Source organism: Bradyrhizobium sp. HKCCYLS1011, assembly GCF_051167795.1.
GTDB lineage: Bacteria > Pseudomonadota > Alphaproteobacteria > Rhizobiales > Xanthobacteraceae > Bradyrhizobium.
This window is the reverse complement of record NZ_JBNPTT010000002.1, coordinates 290,516-308,348: the sequence shown is the minus strand read 5'-3', so window position 1 is coordinate 308,348 and position 17,833 is coordinate 290,516. Positions and strand designations below refer to the sequence as shown.

Annotated in this window: 14 protein-coding genes; 8 read left to right on the top strand and 6 right to left on the bottom strand. The window is 64.0% G+C overall.

What is annotated here, in order from left to right; translation table 11 throughout:
* Positions 1–126: 126 nt before the first annotated feature.
* Complete coding sequence (locus tag ACQR1W_RS06005; RefSeq protein WP_434849940.1) at positions 127–6,402, bottom strand: Npun_F0296 family exosortase-dependent surface protein; 6,276 nt, start codon at positions 6,400–6,402, stop codon at positions 127–129.
* 613 nt (positions 6,403–7,015) lie between these two features.
* Here ACQR1W_RS06005 and ACQR1W_RS06000 point away from each other — a divergent pair.
* The 3 genes from ACQR1W_RS06000 to ACQR1W_RS05990 all read left to right on the top strand — a co-directional run bounded on the left by ACQR1W_RS06000 (position 7,016) and on the right by ACQR1W_RS05990 (position 10,162).
* Complete coding sequence (locus ACQR1W_RS06000; RefSeq protein WP_434849939.1) at positions 7,016–7,798, top strand: transglutaminase-like cysteine peptidase; 783 nt, start codon at positions 7,016–7,018, stop codon at positions 7,796–7,798.
* Between the two features lie 91 nt (positions 7,799–7,889).
* Positions 7,890–8,639 carry an ABC transporter ATP-binding protein gene (locus tag ACQR1W_RS05995; RefSeq protein WP_434849938.1) on the top strand — a complete coding sequence of 250 codons (750 nt, stop codon included), beginning with the start codon at positions 7,890–7,892 and terminating at the stop codon, positions 8,637–8,639.
* The gene (locus ACQR1W_RS05990; RefSeq protein ID WP_434849937.1) at positions 8,636–10,162 is read left to right on the top strand and encodes a permease; all 1,527 of its coding nucleotides are present in this window, start codon (positions 8,636–8,638) and stop codon (positions 10,160–10,162) included. The genes ACQR1W_RS05995 and ACQR1W_RS05990 overlap by 4 nt, the downstream gene beginning before the upstream one ends.
* Before the next feature lies 1 nt (position 10,163).
* Here the strand turns inward: ACQR1W_RS05990 and ACQR1W_RS05985 are convergent, their stop codons facing one another.
* A complete protein-coding gene (locus ACQR1W_RS05985; protein ID WP_434849936.1) occupies positions 10,164–11,105 on the bottom strand; it encodes an alpha/beta fold hydrolase in 942 nt (313 codons plus the stop codon).
* 112 nt (positions 11,106–11,217) lie between these two features.
* Between ACQR1W_RS05985 and ACQR1W_RS05980 the strand changes: the two genes are divergently transcribed.
* Positions 11,218–12,033, top strand: a complete 816-nt coding sequence (locus tag ACQR1W_RS05980) for an MBL fold metallo-hydrolase (RefSeq protein WP_434849935.1) — start codon at positions 11,218–11,220, stop codon at positions 12,031–12,033.
* Between the two features lie 21 nt (positions 12,034–12,054).
* Here ACQR1W_RS05980 and ACQR1W_RS05975 read toward each other — a convergent pair whose 3' ends face one another.
* Positions 12,055–12,507 (bottom strand): cupin domain-containing protein, encoded by a 453-nt coding sequence (locus ACQR1W_RS05975; protein WP_434849934.1) that lies wholly within the window; start codon positions 12,505–12,507, stop codon positions 12,055–12,057.
* Positions 12,508–12,816: 309 nt separating this feature from the next.
* Here ACQR1W_RS05975 and ACQR1W_RS05970 point away from each other — a divergent pair, with 309 nt between their 5' ends.
* Positions 12,817–13,293, top strand: a complete 477-nt coding sequence (locus ACQR1W_RS05970; protein ID WP_008968171.1) for a DUF4399 domain-containing protein — start codon at positions 12,817–12,819, stop codon at positions 13,291–13,293.
* 87 nt (positions 13,294–13,380) lie between these two features.
* On the opposite strand, the gene ACQR1W_RS05965 is transcribed toward ACQR1W_RS05970, so the two are convergent.
* Positions 13,381–14,637: an aminopeptidase gene (locus ACQR1W_RS05965; protein ID WP_434849933.1), complete on the bottom strand. Its 1,257-nt coding sequence runs from the start codon at positions 14,635–14,637 to the stop codon at positions 13,381–13,383.
* 205 nt (positions 14,638–14,842) lie between these two features.
* Between ACQR1W_RS05965 and ACQR1W_RS05960 the strand changes: the two genes are divergently transcribed.
* From ACQR1W_RS05960 to ACQR1W_RS05950, 3 genes are all read left to right on the top strand, one after another.
* Positions 14,843–15,163 carry a heavy metal-binding domain-containing protein gene (locus ACQR1W_RS05960; protein WP_434850437.1) on the top strand — a complete coding sequence of 107 codons (321 nt, stop codon included), beginning with the start codon at positions 14,843–14,845 and terminating at the stop codon, positions 15,161–15,163.
* Positions 15,163–15,387, top strand: coding sequence for a hypothetical protein (locus ACQR1W_RS05955; RefSeq protein ID WP_434849932.1), 225 nt, complete (start codon positions 15,163–15,165; stop codon positions 15,385–15,387). The genes ACQR1W_RS05960 and ACQR1W_RS05955 overlap by 1 nt, the downstream gene beginning before the upstream one ends.
* A gap of 141 nt (positions 15,388–15,528) precedes the next feature.
* Positions 15,529–16,479, top strand: a complete 951-nt coding sequence (locus tag ACQR1W_RS05950) for a c-type cytochrome (RefSeq protein ID WP_434849931.1) — start codon at positions 15,529–15,531, stop codon at positions 16,477–16,479.
* A gap of 32 nt (positions 16,480–16,511) precedes the next feature.
* Here the strand turns inward: ACQR1W_RS05950 and ACQR1W_RS05945 are convergent, their stop codons facing one another.
* The gene (locus tag ACQR1W_RS05945) at positions 16,512–17,276 is read right to left on the bottom strand and encodes an SURF1 family protein (protein WP_434849930.1); all 765 of its coding nucleotides are present in this window, start codon (positions 17,274–17,276) and stop codon (positions 16,512–16,514) included.
* Positions 17,277–17,430: 154 nt separating this feature from the next.
* The gene (locus ACQR1W_RS05940) at positions 17,431–17,814 is read right to left on the bottom strand and encodes a DUF983 domain-containing protein (protein ID WP_434849929.1); all 384 of its coding nucleotides are present in this window, start codon (positions 17,812–17,814) and stop codon (positions 17,431–17,433) included.
* Positions 17,815–17,833 lie beyond the last annotated feature (19 nt).

The window sequence follows — 17,833 nt, the reverse complement described above, 5'->3', positions numbered from 1 at the left end:
CAAGGCGGCCGTCTGCTGATCAGCCTGACCTGTTATCCCCGAGCGCATCGCAGTTCGCAACGCCGGGCCGGCAATCCCGGCGGGCCTGCCAGCCAGCACATTGTAGCGGATGTCAGACACGTCACACTAGACGATGTGAAAATCGTTCTGGTGCGCCTGCAGCTGCGCCAGAGTGACGCCCTTCAGCGTGATCGTCTCATTGGCTGCATCGGTGATGACCGTGTCATGGCCCAGATTGGCGGCCTGGGCGCTGTTCAGTACAGCCTGGACGGAGTTGAACAGCGCGTGGTCGATCTGGATCGTATCCTTCTGGACATCGAAGTCGGCGATGGTCGCACTGTTGAAATGCGAATTGAACACGAAAGTATCGTTGCCGCCGTTGCCGAAGACCGTCACGCCGCCACCGACATTGTCGAAGCTGTCGTTCTGGGCCGTTCCGGCAACGACCGACGACCCGTTTCCGGTCACCGTCACGGTCAACGGCTGCTCGTCGAATGAGCCATGTCCGTCACTGATCCTCGCCAGATAGGTTATCGTCAGCGTATCGCCGGGCTCGAGAAAATCGAGATCGGCGTTCGCCGGATGATAGCTCCAGTGCAGCACGTCGGCGCCGCCATCCGAGACGACACTGTCGAACGTCACGGCATCCGCCTTGACCAGGGAGTCGATGTTGGCCGTGGCCGGAAGATCGAACGACCCGTTATATTCGACGAAGCCCTTCCCGACCACCGAGGCTGACAACGTATCGCCGACATCCCGGTCCAGCACCGTCAGGGTACCGGTCATGTTACTCGCGAGCTTAACATGGGAGTCGTCGACCCAGCCGGCCGAGACGTTGTCGAGTTCGAACGCGTCGTGGGTGCTCGTCAGCACGACTTTGTTGAACGGCGCCAGGTCCGAGAATTCGACATAGCCATTCGACGCGAACGAGCCTTGACCGCCATTGGCGAGCAGCGGCGCGACGGCGTCGCCGGAATATGACGCGACCAGCTTGGTGCCGTCGTAGAACGAGACGCTGTTGTAGCTATCGACCGAGCCCCAATACAGCCCGAAGCTGTTCATCGCGCTGTCGAAGCTGATCGTCTCCTGGGCATGCCCGCCGATGCTGAGATAGTTCGTGTGGTCCTGGCCGTCACCCACAAAGGGCGCCGCCGAATCCGACGAGGAACCATGCACCACGCCGGCGTCGCCAGAGGCCGAAAACGAGGCATGCAACGCGTCGCTGTAGAAATTGCCGTGACCATGACCATTGTTCGAGGCCGATCCGGCAGAGACCTCGTCGAAGGTCTCGGTCGCCATGCCCTGGGCGCTCGTTACTCCGGCAGCGAGCACGGTCGGCGCTTTCGCGAGGATCACGGTCTGCACAGGCGGATTCGTTTCACCGACGATGACCGGCGTGTCCTCAGCCCCGGAGATGGAGACCGTCACCGGCACGTCGACTACGCCGCCATGCCGGTCGTCGATTTCGACCGTATAGGTGAACTGCACCGAATGATCGATGCCAAGATAGTCGAAGATCTTGTCACTGGCCGTAAATGACCAGCCCTGCGAGCCCGTCGCGCCGTTCTGCGAATCTGTGAGGGGCTGGAGGAACAGCCAGCTTTTGACAACGTCCATGTCCGGCAGCCCGCTGCCGTCGCCCGAAACGGAGACGCCGGTCACTTTCACGAGATGCGTGTCAGTGACATCAGCATCGGTAAAGGTGATGGTGCCTCCGGCGGCATCCAACTGATTTGAACCGGAGGTACCGGCGCGCTCGGTGATGCCACCGAGCTGGGCCTCGCTCGTGACAACAGGCGTGTCGTTGCTGCCGTTGATCGTGACGGTCACGGTCGTGGCAGCTTGACCGCCTTTGCCGTCGTCGACCGTGACTGTCGATGTCACGGTGAGGGTCTGGCCGGCGCCGAGGAAATCCAGCGCGCCGTCGGCGATCGAATAGGTCCAGTCGACGGCACCGTTGTTGGTGTTGCCGGGCTCGGCCGCGAGCGCCAGCGCATGCTTCAACGCATCGATTTCGCCCGATGTCAGCGATGCGGAGATGTCGCAGCCATCTGCGGCAGTCCAGGTGACGGTTTGCTCTGCAATGCTCGCACTCGGCCGGTCGGTCAGGTCGACATCCGTGAAGTGAATCGTGCCACTCACGCTGTCGGCCACGGACGATCCGGTGGTGGAATGCTGTTCCGTCAGTTCGCCGTTCTGCGCGGCATCGGCAATAACAGGCGCATCGTCGGTCGCCTTCAGCGTGATCAGCGTGCCACCGCTGCCGTCATTGGAGGCCGCGAAATGCGCGTTGCTGTAGTCCGCCCCGCTCAGCGTCAGGCTAACCGTGTGACCGTCGCTGTCGCTGACCGTCAAGACGCTTGTCGCGGCATCATAGGACGCTGTGGGGTTGTCGTTGAACTTGATGGCCGACAGGTCGAGCTTGTCCGAGGCGACGAGGCCCTCGATCTTGCCGTTGAAGCTTGCGGTGTCGAGCACGAACTCGCCGCCCTGACCGACGAAATCGATGGTCTGCGCGTAGGAGCTGTTCAGCTCCAACCGGGCCCCGGCATCGACGATGATCGTGCCGCTGCCGGAGATCGATCCGGTCAAGTCGAGCGTACCGCTCGTGATCTCGATGATCCCATCGTTGATAATGCTGCTGCTGACGATGCTGAAGCCGCTGGCTTCGATCGTGCCCCACACATGGAGCGTTCCGTCGCCGGTCACATCGGTGCCGACGAGATCCAGTATGGCGCTGTGGTCGACCGTGAAGACGCCGAAATTTTCAACGTGAACACCCGACAGCGTTGCACCGAGCCCTGCAACTTCGAGCGTCCCCACGACACCGACGGTCAGCAGACCGTCCGTGATAGTGGTCTGGCCATCCAGCGTCAGATGCGACGGCACCGGGGCCTCGCCCTCATCATCGACGATGATGACACCGGTGGCGCCATTGTCCACGTTGACGTTGTCGAATGCCGTTTCGGCATTGGTTTCGACGTGGATCGTGCCGGCGTTGGTGAGAGCTCCGCCGGAAATGGTGCTGTTCTCCAACACCAATAGCGCGCCCTGACCGACTGTTACGGCTCCCCCATTGTCAACGGAGACACCGGATAAGGTTGCGCCGTCAGCGGTTGCGATCGCGATCGAGTCGGTTTGGCCGATGGCGAGATGCGCGTCCGCAATGGATGCGCCGTCCTGGATGGTCAAGACAACCGGCAAAGAGCTTTCCCCGCCGCCAGATTGAGGCGCGGTCAGTTCGCCAACGCTCAAGTAACCGCCATCTACCGCGCTGCCGTCGATGGTGCTGCTACCGACGACGTCGATGACGCCGGCATTGTGCACGGCGCCGCCGGCAATGCTGGTCTCGGACAGCGCCAGAACACCGGCAAGCGCGATGGTGAGGGTTGCCCCCACGGTATTGGTGATGATCTCGCTTTCGAGCGTGTTGCCAGCGCCCGAGACCGTAACAATGCCGGAGTTAACCAGCGAACCACCGATCAGGGCGGCGTAGCCCGTGAGCGCGACCGTTCCATCATTCGTCAGCGTGCCGCCGGCGATCCCGGCATGATCCAGCGTGAGATCAGCCAATCCCGCGACGGTGATCGTTCCGTTGTAGTTCTCCCACGCGGTGCCCTGGTCGAGCGTCAGCTTGCCGCCGGTCAGGATGTCCAGCGTGCCGCTGCTCATGACGGCTTCGCCATGCAAGGCATTGCCGCTGCCGGAGACGATGATCGCACCGGAGCTGTCCAGTGTGCCGTCCGACAGCGCCGCACCGCCCTGCAGCGCGAGCGCACCGTCAGCCGGCTGATTCGAGGACGTGACCTCGAGGTTGCGAACGGGTTCGCCCCCTTCGACGATGACGGTGCCGCCGGCAACGCTGCCGCCATTAAGCGCAAGCGTCGCGCCGAGATCGACCTGGATCGCTCCCGTGGCATCATCATTCGCGTTCACGAGGTCGCCGAGAATATTCAGCGTGCCGGAGACCAGCTCAATCGTGCCGGTGTTGGTGATGCTCGCGTATGCACCGAATTCGCCACCCGCGTGAAGCAGCAGAGTGCCGGAATTGTCCAGTTCGCTGTGGTCGAGGAATTCGGCCTGGCCGCCGACGCTGATCGTGGCGCTCGCGAAATTGTACACGCGCGCATCGGCCTTGACGGTCAGCGCCCCGCCGATCGTCAGCGTGCTCAGATTGTCGAGCTCCGGAGTCTTGCCCCCGCCGAAATCGTTCATGGTCACCGACTTGGCGAACGCCGCCTTGTCGATGGTCACCGGGAAAGCCGGATTGAGGCCGCGCAACTGATCGGTGACGATCCAAACGTCGTCGTTCGCGGTGGGTGCGTTGCCGGTCTCCCAATTCGCACCGTCGCGCCAGAGCAGAGGCGGAGCGTCCGAGCTCTCGCCATCGGCCCCACTCGTCGTTGCGATCCAGACCACGGCGGGCGCATCGGTGCCGGTGATCGTCACCGTCACGGTCTGTTGCGTGGCCGCGCCCTGCGAGTCCACGACCGTGACCGTGTAGGTCAGCGTCACCGCCTGCCCGGCTGGAATGAAATCGGCGGCATAGGCCGGCAGATCGGCCAGCGTCCAGTTGACCGTACCAGTTCCGGTCCCGGTGCTATCCGTCGCAATCGACGCGGTGAGCGCCTTGTTGAACAGCTCCCACAATGTCTGCGGAATATTGCTCTGTTGCGGAGACGTAAGGGCGACCGAAACGGTGTGGGTGTCGGTGAGATCGACGTCCGTAAAGCTAAGCGTCCCCGCGGTGTGGTCGGTCGATGTCAGCGCTCCGCCGACCACGCTGGTGCCGCCGGAAAAGGCGACGGTCTGTGCGCTAGTGGTAATAACGGGTTTGTCGTTGGTACCGATCACCGTGATGGTGATGGGGATCTCGGTAAACTCGTTGCTGGGCGCGAAGTTGTTGTCGACGCGAACGATGTAGGTGAGCGTCAGCGTCTCGCCGGCTGCGAGAAAATCGAACGCATTGTCAGCAATGCTGTAGGTCCAGGTCGCGGTCCCGAAGTTCTTGTGGTTGGGATCCTGCACGACCGTGATGCCGATCTCGCTGGCTGTGATGTCCTGAAGCTGCAGCGCATTCAGCGAAAGGTTGGCATGCTGTGCGTTCTGGTAGCTGAAGGACTTGAAGCTGACCGATGCGGAGGGCTGGTCGCCGGGGTTGGCATCGGCGTAGTTGATCGCGCCCTTGACGGTGTCGAGATCGGCGGTGTCGGCCGTCTTCCCAACGCGCTCGGTCAGTGCGAAGGCCGTGGCCGGCTTGCCCGTGTCGTCGAGCACCACGGCATTCGGCTTGCCGGGCATGTGGCCCGACGGATCGAAGGGGATATTCGTGGTCGACGTGCCGGTGGAATTGGTAACAACAAAGGTCGGGATCGCCGTTGTCCCGTCCGCCAGCTTGATCGGGTTAAACGTATCTGGAACGCCGATATCGGTGAAGTGTGTGGTCGACTTCGGATTCGAGTTGTCGGTGAATTTCAGCGAGAAGACGTCGGTGATGAGCTTCTGGATATCCGGCGGCAACGCGGAATCGGTCTGCGTGACGATGCCGTTGCTGATGTTGATCTGGTGTCCGGCCTGATTGACGACGGCGATGGGCTGCAGCGTGACCTTGTCGAACAGCACGTAGGATCCGGTGGTGCCATCCGGCTCGACCAGCACCTGGAACTTGGCGTCGGGCGTCGCGCCCTGGCCGGGAACGGTGAAGTCGATCTGGACCAGAACAGCCGTGCCGCGAATGCCCATGGTGGCGACCGGCGTATCGACCTTCATGTCGCCGTGCTTCGCCGTGGCGCCCGCAACGAAGGAGATGGTTCCTGCGACGAGGCTGATCAGCGAGGAATTGTTCGACCCGTTGGGGTCGTAGACCATCTCGTTGAGCACCATCCGCGCGTTCGAGGCGAGGCCGAACACGGTGCCGTCGATGAAGGTGATGCCGAGCGTGGAGTCGGAGCCCGATTGGACGATGTCGCCCTTTTCGACGTTGTCGCCCTGATGCAGGATGATGGAGACGCCGTTGCGGATGGCTGTCGCTGTGCCCTGCAATTTGGTGACATGGCCGATCACTTGGCCTGCAGCTGGCGCCCCGCCGGCCTGGCTCACCTGAACTGCCCCCGTCAGGGTGCTGACGAGATCACCGCTGAGATGCGCGCCGTCCGGCGACGCCAAGGCAGCCCGCTTTTCGCCCCTGAAATAGTCGTGCAGGACGAGTTCCCGTCCATCGCCGGACAGGATCAGGTCGGCCCCGGAGCGCTTGAACTCTGCATTGAACAGGAAATGAGCGTCAGGAACGACGATGGCGTCGGACGGGGCATGCGCTGGCGGTGCTGAGAAGCGCGCGATCCCTCGGGCATGCGCACCCGAGCCATGGGGAAAAAGCGTGGCGTCAAAACTGCCAGCGGTCACGGGCCCACCAAAAAATGGTTAACAATTACGTTACAATTAGGGATCAAAGCTGCATATCATCCGCCTCTACGCGGCGGAACCACCTTCAGCTTGTGTCGCGCCGGCCCGACAACGCGATCCTTTGCAGTCTTTGCTTCTGGCGATGTAAATTTGCCCACTATTCCCGCCCCCGCTGCAGCTCGTGCTTAGTATTCATAAGTAGAGATCGACGAATATTCTTATATCGCCAGCATTTGCGAGACTTCGAATACTTGCGACGATGCGTACCTGCCCAAATCGGCGTTCCTATGCACTATCTTCTGCAGAAAGACTGTGAGGTGGCTAACAGAATTAACAAATTGTATCGAATTAGCCATATCGGAAGAAGGCAGCGGCGGCGCAACCTCCAGGAGAATTGTGCACAGCGCGCGCCGGATGAGGCGCCGATCGGACTTCTCGTCCGTCAACTTGTCTGCCTGGTCGCAACGGTAAATTTAGCCTGATCGCAGCTTCCGTCCTGCAACGGCAGGCCTTTAAGCAGACCCAAAGTCGTCGCCATCATCATCGCCCCTTGAAATGGGTCGGTCGGATCACGCGCAGGCGAGTACGCGCCAAGGCCGAACAGGGGTGTCGGATGACTATTCTAGGTCGCGCCCGCGCGCCGGTGGCAGCGCTCGTAACCATTGTGCTGTGGGCCTTTGGGACGGCAAACCTGTTTGCCGGCCCGATTGGACAACCGGTCGGACTTGCGGAAGCTGCCGATTTCGCTTTCGAGCCTTTCGGCCTGGGAAAGGCGGACATCTCCGCCGGCCCGCTGCAGGACAAATGGCTGAAGCTGGTGCACCAGCTTGCGGACGACCAGGTGCAACTCGCGCTGTGCGATGGCGACCGCGAGCACTGCGTCTCACCTGCCGCGCTACGCTTCCTTGCGATTGTCGATCAGGGCCGGACCCGCGACGGTCGCGCCCGCCTCGGCGAGATCAACCGGGCCATCAATCTCGCCATCAAGCCGGCGAGCGACCTGGCTGAATATGGCGAAGAGGATGTCTGGAATTCTCCGATCGAGACATTCGCTCGGGGTGCAGGCGATTGCGAGGACTATGCGATCGCCAAATATGTCGCTTTGCGTCTGGCAGGGATCGATTCGGATGACCTGCGGATCGTGATCATGCGGGACACGCTCAGGGGCGAAGATCATGCGGTCGCCGCCGCACGACTGGATGGCCATTGGCTGATGCTCGACAACCAGCGCATGGCGATGGTCGAGGACACGGATGCCAGGAATGTCCACCCGCTGTTCGTGATCGACGAGGGCGGCATCGCGAAATACACTGACGTGCCGCTGCTCGCGCAGGCCCAATTGCCCGATACCGCCGCGCCGGCGTTGCTGCCCGATACACTGGACGCATGGGACTAGCCGGGCATGTTCCCGCGCGAGCTAGAATGCCGGCCTTCTCGCCGCCTGAGTTCGACGCGAGAATGCAACTGAACGGGATCGCCTTGCCATCATGATACCGGAAGCTGCTGCCCTCGCCGTGCGAGGATTGACCAAACGTTTTGACCGCCCAGCGGTGGACGGGCTCGATCTCGCGATACGAGCCGGCGAGTTCTATGCGCTCGTTGGTCCCAACGGGGCCGGCAAGACCACCACGTTGCGCATGGTCGCCGGCCTGTTGCGTCCCGATGCCGGTGCGGTCGAGATCTTCGGCATCGACGCGCTTCGTGATCCCATCGCGGCCAAGCAGATCATGGCGTGGGTCTCGGACGAGCCGATGATCTACGACAAGCTCACGCCGCTCGAATATCTCGAATTCGTCGCCGGACTCTGGGGCATCGATCCCGCCACCTCGGGGCGGACGGCGCACGAGCTGTTGGTCTCGCTTGGCCTGGAGCGCCACCTGCACGAACGCTGCGAAGGCTTCTCCAAGGGCATGCGCCAGAAGGTGGCGCTGGCCGGCGCGCTGGTCCATGATCCGCGCCTGATCATCCTCGACGAGCCGCTCACCGGACTTGACGCGGTATCCGCGCGCCATGTGAAGGGGCTGTTGGCCGAGCGCGTCCGCCAGGGCGGCACCGTGATCATGACCACGCATATTCTCGAAGTCGCCGAACGGATGGCCGACCGAATCGGCGTGATCGCGGCCGGGCGTCTGGTTGCCGAAGGCACGCTCACCGAGTTGCGCCAGCAGAACGGCCATACGGATACCAGTCTCGAGGAGCTGTTCATCGCGCTGGTCGATGTCGAGGCCGCCGCATGACACGGGCGGCGACGCTCGCCTGGTTCGCCCGCCATGAGCTGCGGCTGGCCTGGCGCGAATGGCTCGCCATGATCACGGCCGGCCGCAGCCGGCGTACGCGCGCTGCCATCATCGCGCTCCTGATCTTCGGCGTCATCCTGCACGTGCCGGCCTGGGCCGTGATCGGCCGCTACGCCGATCTGCGGCCACCGCTGGACAAGACCGCGCTGATCGTGATCACGGCCACCCTCCTGCTCTCCTGGGCCTTGATGCTGTCGCAGGCGATCGAGTCCGTCACCCGCGTGTTCTATGCGCGCGCGGATCTCGATCTCATCATGTCCTCGCCGATTCGCCTGCCCGAGATCTTTTCGGTGCGGATCGCTGCGATCGCGCTGTCCGTGACCGGCATGGCGCTGCTGCTGGCGACCCCGTTCGTCGATGTGCTGCTGATCGAGGGCGGCGTGCGCTGGCTTTCCGCCTTCGTCGTCGTGGCGGCTGTCGGCCTCTCGGCCGCTGCCCTTGCGATTGCGATCACCATTCTGCTGTTCCGATTGATCGGGCCGGCGCGCACCCGGCTGGTGGCGCAGATCCTGGCCGCGGTGATCGGCGCGGGCTTCGTCATCCTGCTGCAGATCGCCGCAATCATCTCCTACGGCACCCTCTCGCGCTTTGCGATTCTCACCTCCGACACTGCAGCCGCAATCGCGCCGGATCCCGCCAGCATCGTCTGGCTGCCGGCCCGCGCCGTCGTCGGCGATGGCGAGGCACTGCTTGCGCTGCTCGCCGCAAGCCTGCTGCTGCTCGGCATCGTGATGGCGATCTTCTCGCCGCGTTTTGCCGACACCGCCATCAGTGCCGCAGCCCAGGGCGTCTCCAGCCGGGCCGGCGCGCGGGTCAAGGCGTTTCGTGGCGGCTCGCGCCAGCAGGCGCTGCGCCGCAAGGAGTTCATGCTGCTCAAGCGCGATCCCTGGCTGATCTCGCAGACGCTGATGCAGCTGCTCTATCTGGTGCCGCCGGCGTTGTTGCTATGGCGCAGCTATTCCGATAGCTCGACCGCGATCGTTCTGATCACGCCTGTCATCGTGATGGCTGCCGGCCAGCTTGCTGGCGGCCTTGCCTGGCTGACCATCTCGGGCGAGGACGCGCCGGAACTGGTGGCGACCGCGCCGTTGTCCGGGACGCGCGTCGTCCGGGCCAAGATCGAGGTGGTGCTGATTTCGATCGGCGTCATCTTTGCGCCGCTGCTTGCAGCGCTCGCCTGGATCGCGCCCTGGCAGGCCAGCGTCACGGCGTGCGGCGTCTTCATCGGGACCATCTCTTCGACCGCGATCCAGTTCTGGTTCCGGGTCCAGGCGCGCCGCAGCCAGTTCCGGCGACGTCAGACCTCGTCGCGTCTGGCCACCTTCGCCGAGGCGTTCTCCTCAATCGGCTGGGCCGCGACCGCTGCGCTGACGCTCATCGTTCCCGCAGCCGCGCTGATCTGCGGCGCGCTCACCGCAGGGCTGCTGGCGGCAACATGGAAGCTCAGCCCGAAGCGGGAGTGAGCTATGATCCTCTGACCAGTTCAAGCACGGCCGCGGCGAACACCTCCGGCTCTTCCTGCGGCAGGTTGTGGCCGGCGTGCGGAATCACGCGATGGGCGCGGCGATCTGCAAAGCGCGCGGCCTGCGCAGTCCCGTCAGTTGCCGGAAACACGCCATCGCCGTCGCCATCCAGCGTGATAGCCGGCACCGTGATGACGGGTTGTGCCGCAAGTCTGTTCTCGATTTCGGCATAGCGCGGATCGCCTTCAGCCAAGCCGTAACGATGGCGATAGCTATGGATCACGACATCCACATAATCGGGGTTGTCGAAGGCCGCCGCCGTACGCGCGAAGGTTTCGTCGTCGAACCGCCAGTTCGGCGACCACTGCGCCCACAAGGTGCGCGCGATCTCGCGCCGGCTGGCGGCGAGCCCGGCGCGGCCGCGTTCGATCTGGAAATACCATTGATACCAATAGCCGACCTCGCGCGCGACCGGCGCGGGCCGCATCGCCTTGGCGATGTCCTGGATCAGATAGCTGTTGACCGAGACCAGGCCGGTGCAGCGCTCCGGCCAGAGCGCGGCGCCGACGCAGGCCGCGCGGCCGCCCCAATCGTAGCCGGCGAACACCGCGCGCGGGACCGACAGTGCGTCCATCAGCGCGATCAGGTCGGCGCCGATGGCGGCCTGCTCGCCTGAGCGCGGCGTGGCTGCGTTCCGGAAGCGGGTCAGGCCATAGCCGCGCAGATAGGGCACGATCACGCGGCAGCCCTGGGCGGCCAGCATCGGCGCCACATCCACATAGGAATGGATGTCGTAGGGAAATCCATGCAGCAGCACCACGGCGGGGCCATCGGCGGGACCGGCCTCGTGATAGGTCACGCTGAGCACCCCAGCGTCGATCTGGAATGTCGGTTCGAGCCGGGTTGACGATGACGCCCTGCCGGTGACTGGCCGATCATTCATCTTGCGCTCCGCACCTTGTTCCCGCGCACATCCTGACGCGCTCTTGATGTCGTCAGCATAGTGCGGCGTTCCGAGCGGCGCTACAGTGCATCCTACGCCCAAGGAGATCGCCATGCTCCGCGCATTATCCGCCCTGCTTGCAACGCTGGTCATGATGGCAGCGCCGGCGTTCGCACAGCAAGCCCAGCGCAGCAGCGAGTGCCTGGCGATGGCCGGCGGTCCGCGCGCAACGCCGGTCAACCTGCGGCGGGCGGCGGCCGATACCAACGAGGTCGCCATCACCTATGCCGGCCACTCGACCTATTTCATCGACACGCCCGGCGGCGTCCGCATCGCGACCGACTACAGCGGGGCCTACCAGGTCGGGCGGCTACCCGACGTCATCACGATGAACCGCGCACATTCGACCCACTACACGCTGGCGCCCGATCCGCGCATCCCGCATGTACTCCACGGCTGGGGTGACGACGGCAAGAAGGCGGAGATCAGCGAGCATATCGGCGACGTCTACATCCGCAACGTCACCACCGACATCCGCCGCTATTTCGGCGACTCCATCGGCATCGACATGATCAAGGACGGCAATTCGATCTTCATCTTCGAAGTCGCCGGCCTCTGCATCGGCCATCTCGGCCATCTGCACGTCAAGCTCGACGACAGCCATTTCGCCGCGATCGGGCGCCTCGACATCGTGATGGTGCCGATCGACGGCACCTATACGATGTCGCTCGACGGCATCTCTGAGATCACCAAGCGGCTGCGCGCCTCGGTCGTGCTGCCGATGCATCGCTTTGCGACGCCGCTCGACGAGTTCATGCGCAGAATCGGCCAACAGTTCGAGATCGACCGCCGCAGCGAGCGAACGCTTCAAATCTCGCGCGAAACGCTGCCGGCCACGCCGACTGTGATCATCCTCGACGGCGTGTGAGCCTGCGGAGGATGCGAGGCCTTATGCTTCGGCGAGGCTCGGAGTGCGACGGCCGTCGGGCGTGATGAACATCCGCTTCAGCTTGTTGATCACGCGCGCCGCGAGGCCGAGAATATAAGGCTGCGTCTTTAGGCAATAGGCCAGCTTCTTGACATGGCCTTCGACATGCCACTTGGCATGCGCGCCGTCCCTGAAGAAGATCACGTCGCCCGCGCCATAGCGCTTCGGCGGCATTCCCTCGCTCTCCAGCACGATCGAGCCTTCCAGGATCAGGATGGTCTCGTCGAAATCATAGTACCAGTTGAACTTGCCCTCGGTGCAGTGCCAGACGATGGTGCAGCCGAGACCGTCGGAACTGCGCGACACCGTGCATGAGGTCGCCTGCGGATCGCCTTCGATGACCCAGGACGGCTCGATCGGCGCCGACGCCAATTCGACGTTCAGATTGGCGATTTCAATCAAGGCGCGCGACATCGATGACCTCAAAGTGTAACGGGCTGAAATGACCTGCCGGCGCGAGCCGCCAGAGCTATAACAACTAGACACACGCACTTAACCCGGACTTTCCCCGCTCATTAAAATCCGAAGCATTGGGCGCGACTGTCCGCCGCATCACGGAATCTCAAATTCGACAAAGTCATCGGGCCGCCGCAATTTGTCCGCGGCTTCGCCGCCGAGCTGTCCTACTCCATGTTGCGGCGCGGCGATGGTCCGGAAGGATCATGGCGGCGTCACGGATCTCGCCTAGAAATGCTTTCCATTTGCCAACGAAGGACTCGCGCAATGCGACGAACGACACTCGCGCTCGCCATGATGCTGTCGACGGCCACGCTCGCCGTTGCCGGTGAGACGCCCGCGCCCGAGGGTGCCAAGGCATACTTCATCAATCTGAAGGACGGCGACACGGTGACTTCGCCGGTCCTGATCCGGTTCGGCCTGTCGGGCATGGGCATTGCGCCCGCCGGCACTGAGGCGCCGAACACCGGCCACCATCATCTGCTGATCGACGCACCGGCGCTCGAGGGAGATGCGCTCAACGAGGCCATCCCGGTCGACGAGCACCATGTGCATTTCGGCAAGGGCCAGACCGAGGCCTCAGTCAAGCTGTCGCCGGGCAAGCACACGTTGCAGCTCGTGCTCGGCGACTGGAGCCACATCGCGCACAAGACGCCTGTGATGTCCGACCGGATCACGGTCACCGTCGAAGGCAGCGAAGCTGCCGGCGAGAAGCCAAGCGAAGCCGCGAGCGCCAAGCAGTAAACTTAGTCCCAGCGATCCCGCCGATGCGGGACCGCTGGATCTGAACTGCGGCCGGCCGGATCGAGCTTCAATCCGGCCCTTATCGCATCAGGCCCACTCGCCCTTGCGGAACACCGGCACGCGGCTGCCGTCAGCGCAGATACCGTCGATGTCGGTGTCTGCGGCGCCGATCATCCAGTCGATATGGATCAGGCTCCGATTGCCGCCTTGCGCGGCGATCTGCTCCTGGCTGAGCTTGGTGCCGTCGACGAAGCATTTCGCGTAGCACTGGCCAAGCGCGATATGCGAGGCCGCATTCTCGTCGAACAGGGTGTTGTAGAACAGGAGCCCGCTTTTGGAGATCGGCGAGGAATGCGGCACCAGCGCGACCTCGCCGAGCCGGCGCGCGCCTTCGTCGGTGTCGAGCACCTTGTTCAGCACCTCTTCGCCGCGCGAGGCCTTGGCCTCGACGATGCGCCCGTCTTCGAACTTGACCGCGATATTGTCGATCAGCGTGCCCTGATAGGACAGCGGCTTGGAACTGACGACATAGCCCGAGACGCGGCGGCAGTGCGGCGTGGTAAACACCTCTTCGGTCGGGATGTTGGCGTTGCAGGTGATGCCATTCTTGGCTGTCGAGGCGCCGCCTTCCCACTCATGGCCGTCGGCCAGCCCGATCGTCAGATCCATGCCGGGGCCGGTATAATGCAGCGCGCTGAAGCGTTGGCCATTGAGCCAGTCGGTCCGCTTGCGCAGCACGGCATTGTGCCGCTCCCAGGCGTCGACCGCATCCTCCTGATCGACGCGCGAGGCGGAGAAGATCGCATCCGCAAGCTTCGCCACCGCGACCTCCTCTGGCACATCCGGGAAGACGAGCTTGGCCCAAGACGGACTTGGAAACGCAATGATGTTCCAGTTAGTGTCGAAATTGGTGATCTTCTCCAGCGCCGGCTGATAGGCCTTGGAGTTGGCCTTGCTGGCGCGCGCGACCTTGGCCGGATCCTGGCCGGACAGCAGCATCGGATTGTCGCCAACGATCGCAAGCCGCGCGGTATTTTCCGAGAACGCCTTGGCCATGCCTTGGTAAAGCCAATCGGCGGCACGGTCGAAGCCTGCTTCGTGACCGAAGCGATAACGCGCCAAGGTCAGCTCCTCGTCGGAGAAGAACGAGGTGACGAGGCCGGCACCGGCCTTGTAGGCATGTTCAGCAACCCTCCGCACCAGCGGCAGCGCGACCGACGGCGCCGTCAGCAACAGATCCTGCCCCGGCTGCAGCCGCAGACCCACCTTCACCGCCACCTCGGCCAGGCGGTCGAGCTTGACGGGATCGATGGCGGCTTCGAGGTTGCGCTGATGTGCGGTCATTGAGGGTCCAATCGGTCTCGTTCAGGATGGCAAAGAGATAGGCCAATCGCCGGTGGGGTCAATGGGCAGCGCTCGCCAGCCCGAACGGGTTGGATGCCGGCTTTCCGCCTTCCTGAGATGATGAAGCAGATTGAACCTGGCCAGCCGGCCTACTGTCAGAACCATCGGCCTGCGCAAGCAGGCCGCAACCGAGACGGAGAGCAAAGTGATCGTTGTGACCACCGAAAATGTAACGGGGCACCGCACCGTGCGGATGCTCGGACAGTGCTTCGGCGTCGTGGTGCGCAGCCGCGGGCTGGGCGGCAATCTCGTGGCGAGCCTGCGCGCCATCGTCGGCGGCGAAATCCATGAATATACCCAGATGCTGGAAGAAGCGCGGCGCCATGCGCTCGATCGGCTCGTGCATAACGCGACCGCAATGGGCGCCAACGCGATCCTGATGATGCGCTTCGACAGCGCCGAGATCGGCCAGACCATGAGCGAGATCGTGGCCTATGGCACGGCTGCGGTGATCGAGCCGGTGTGATGATGACCGGGCTTGCGATCTGGCTCACGGTGATCCTTGTGGTCGTGCTGGTCTGGGCGCTGTTCCGGCAGGGCGGCTACAAGCGCGAGCCGCTCGACAGGCCGCCCGGATCCGGCTGGGTCAAGACCGACGAGCGCTTCGTCGATCCGAATTCCGGCGAGACGCTCGAGGTCTGGTTTCATCCGGCACGCGGCGAGCGCGCCTATGTTCGGGCGCGGGATTGACAGACGCCGGCGATGCCGCTGGCGCGGCGTTACGCCCGTAACGCGTGAGCGTCTTGGCGAAATCGTCAGGTATCACGCTCGCTGTACCCTTCCCCATTCGCCGCGACGGTGTCGCGGGTCACGAAACGGGGGGAGTTCCTAATGTCCGAAATCTACGAAGCCGCGATCCCGCTTCTGGCGGCGCTGCTGCTGGTGTGGATAACCTGGCGTGCGTGGCGGAAGAAACGTCCGCTGCTGAAATGGGCCAGCACCGTCGTAGCCGGCGTGCTAACGGCAGCGGCAACGGCAGCGAGCGCGCTCGCTCTGCTCGGACTTGCCAAGCTGGGCGCGCGCGATGCGCCGCAGGTCTCCGTGCAGGTGGCCGGCACCACGGATCAGATCGATCGCGGCCGCGAAATTTCGGACGGCTTCTGCAGCGGCTGCCATTCGCAGACCGGCACGCTGACGGGCGGCCGCGATCTCGGCCACGACATCCCGCTGCCGATCGGCTCGTTCGTCGCCGCAAATCTCACGCCCGCGGGCGCGCTCGCGCGGTGGTCGGACGGCGACATCTTCCGCGCCATCCGCAACGGCGTCGGTGCCGACGGACGCTGGCTGATCATCATGTCCTACACCAATGCCGGCAAGCTCAGCGACTGGGACACGCTCGCAGTCATCGCCTATCTGCGCAGCCTGCCGCCGGCGGGATCGGACACCGGGAGATCGCCCGACCGCCTCAGCCTGCTCGGATTGCTGATGCTCGGCGCAGGCCAATTGCCTGCAGGCAAGCCGATCATGCGCGGCGCCGTCAGCTCGCCGCCGCGCGGACCGACCCGAGAGTTCGGGGAATACATCCTGTCCTATCAGGACTGCCGCGAATGCCACGGCCCGCGTCTCACCGGCGGCACGCCCGGCCAGCTACCTCCGCTCGGCCCCGATCTCGGCATCGTCAAGGGATGGAGCTTCGACCAATTCCAGGCCACCATGCGGTCAGGCGTCGATCCCAACGGCCATCAGCTTGCCGAAACCATGCCGTGGCAGCCGATCGGACGGATGGCGGAGGACGAACTCCGCGCGATCTACGCCTATCTGATCAACCTTCCGACCAGCTGAGCCGAGACGAGCGCGAACAGGAGTCCGGCTCTTCATCTTGCTGGAGGGATGCTGTTGCGTGCTCGTGCCCACACCACGAATGCGATCAGCAGCGCCATGGCAAGCGAGAACCAGGTGATCGCATATTGCATGTGCTCGTCGCGCAGGTGCGGCGTCAGCGGGCCGGGTTTCGGGATGCCGTTGTCCGGCACCGGAGCTTCAAGATCGACATAGAACGGCGCGACCTCGCCCCAGCCGAGCGCCTTCGCCATCGCCAGATGGTCGCGGGTGAACCATAGCCGTTTGTCGCGGTTCTCCGCCGGCGTCAGCAGGCCTGCGCTCTCCGGGAAACGCAAATAACCGGTGAGCGTGACGGGTTCGCCCGTGATCAGCTTACCGGCCGCACGATCCTCAACGCCGCGCTCCTGCATGGTGTTGGCGACGAAGCCGGCGTCGATCACCACCAGATCGCCTGAAGGCAGGCGCGCCGGCAGGAAGGCCCACGTGCCGGGACCGGAGACATCCTCGCGCACTGCGGAGCCCGCACTGTAGGCCATCGCATCCGGCAGCTTGGCGTAAGTCGCAGAGAAGGTGACGCGGCGGAATTCATCCGTTCCGGCACCGAGCGCGCGCCACTCCGACGGCGGCGGCAGCGCGACCGGCGTGGCGCTCACCCGCTCCGTCAATGCCGCGATCAGCGCATGCTTCTCGGCCCTGCGCTGCAGCTGCCAGACGCCGAGGCCAATAAACAGCGCGACCATCACCACGGTGAAGGCCGCGAAGGTGCGGAGGCGCGATGGGCGAGGAGCGATCGTCATGACGACGTCCGCACGTTGCGGCACGCCCGCCCTGACCTCTCGCCGCCTGCAGCGAGAAGAAACCCACTGCGTTCCCGGCGATCGTTCGCAACCCACATCTCGATCTTTGCGCCCGCCTCAGCTCGCAGGCCGGCACATCGCGCAGGCGTCAACTTCATCGCGGCGCGCGATCGACCAGCCGCCCGGGCGCGGCCTTGTGGTGGAATTGCAGCGCGATCAGCAGCGATTTCATGGCGCGCAGCGGCAGCAGCGTGGTCACCAGAATCAGCGGCAGCCACAGCGCCGCGTGCACCCAGAACGGCGGCTGATACTTCACCTCGACAATCAGCGCGGCAAAGACGACGACCGCCCCGGCGATCATCATGATGAAAATCGCCGGACCATCGCCGGTGTCGATGAAGGCGTAATCGAGATCGCAAGCGTCGCAGCGCTTGCGCAGCGTAAGGAAGCCGGAGAACAGCTTGCCCTGGCCGCAGCGCGGACAGCGGCAGGTGAGCCCGCGCAGGATGGTTTGGGAGAGAGAGACGGGTTGAATCATCGATCTAACCTCCTTGCCC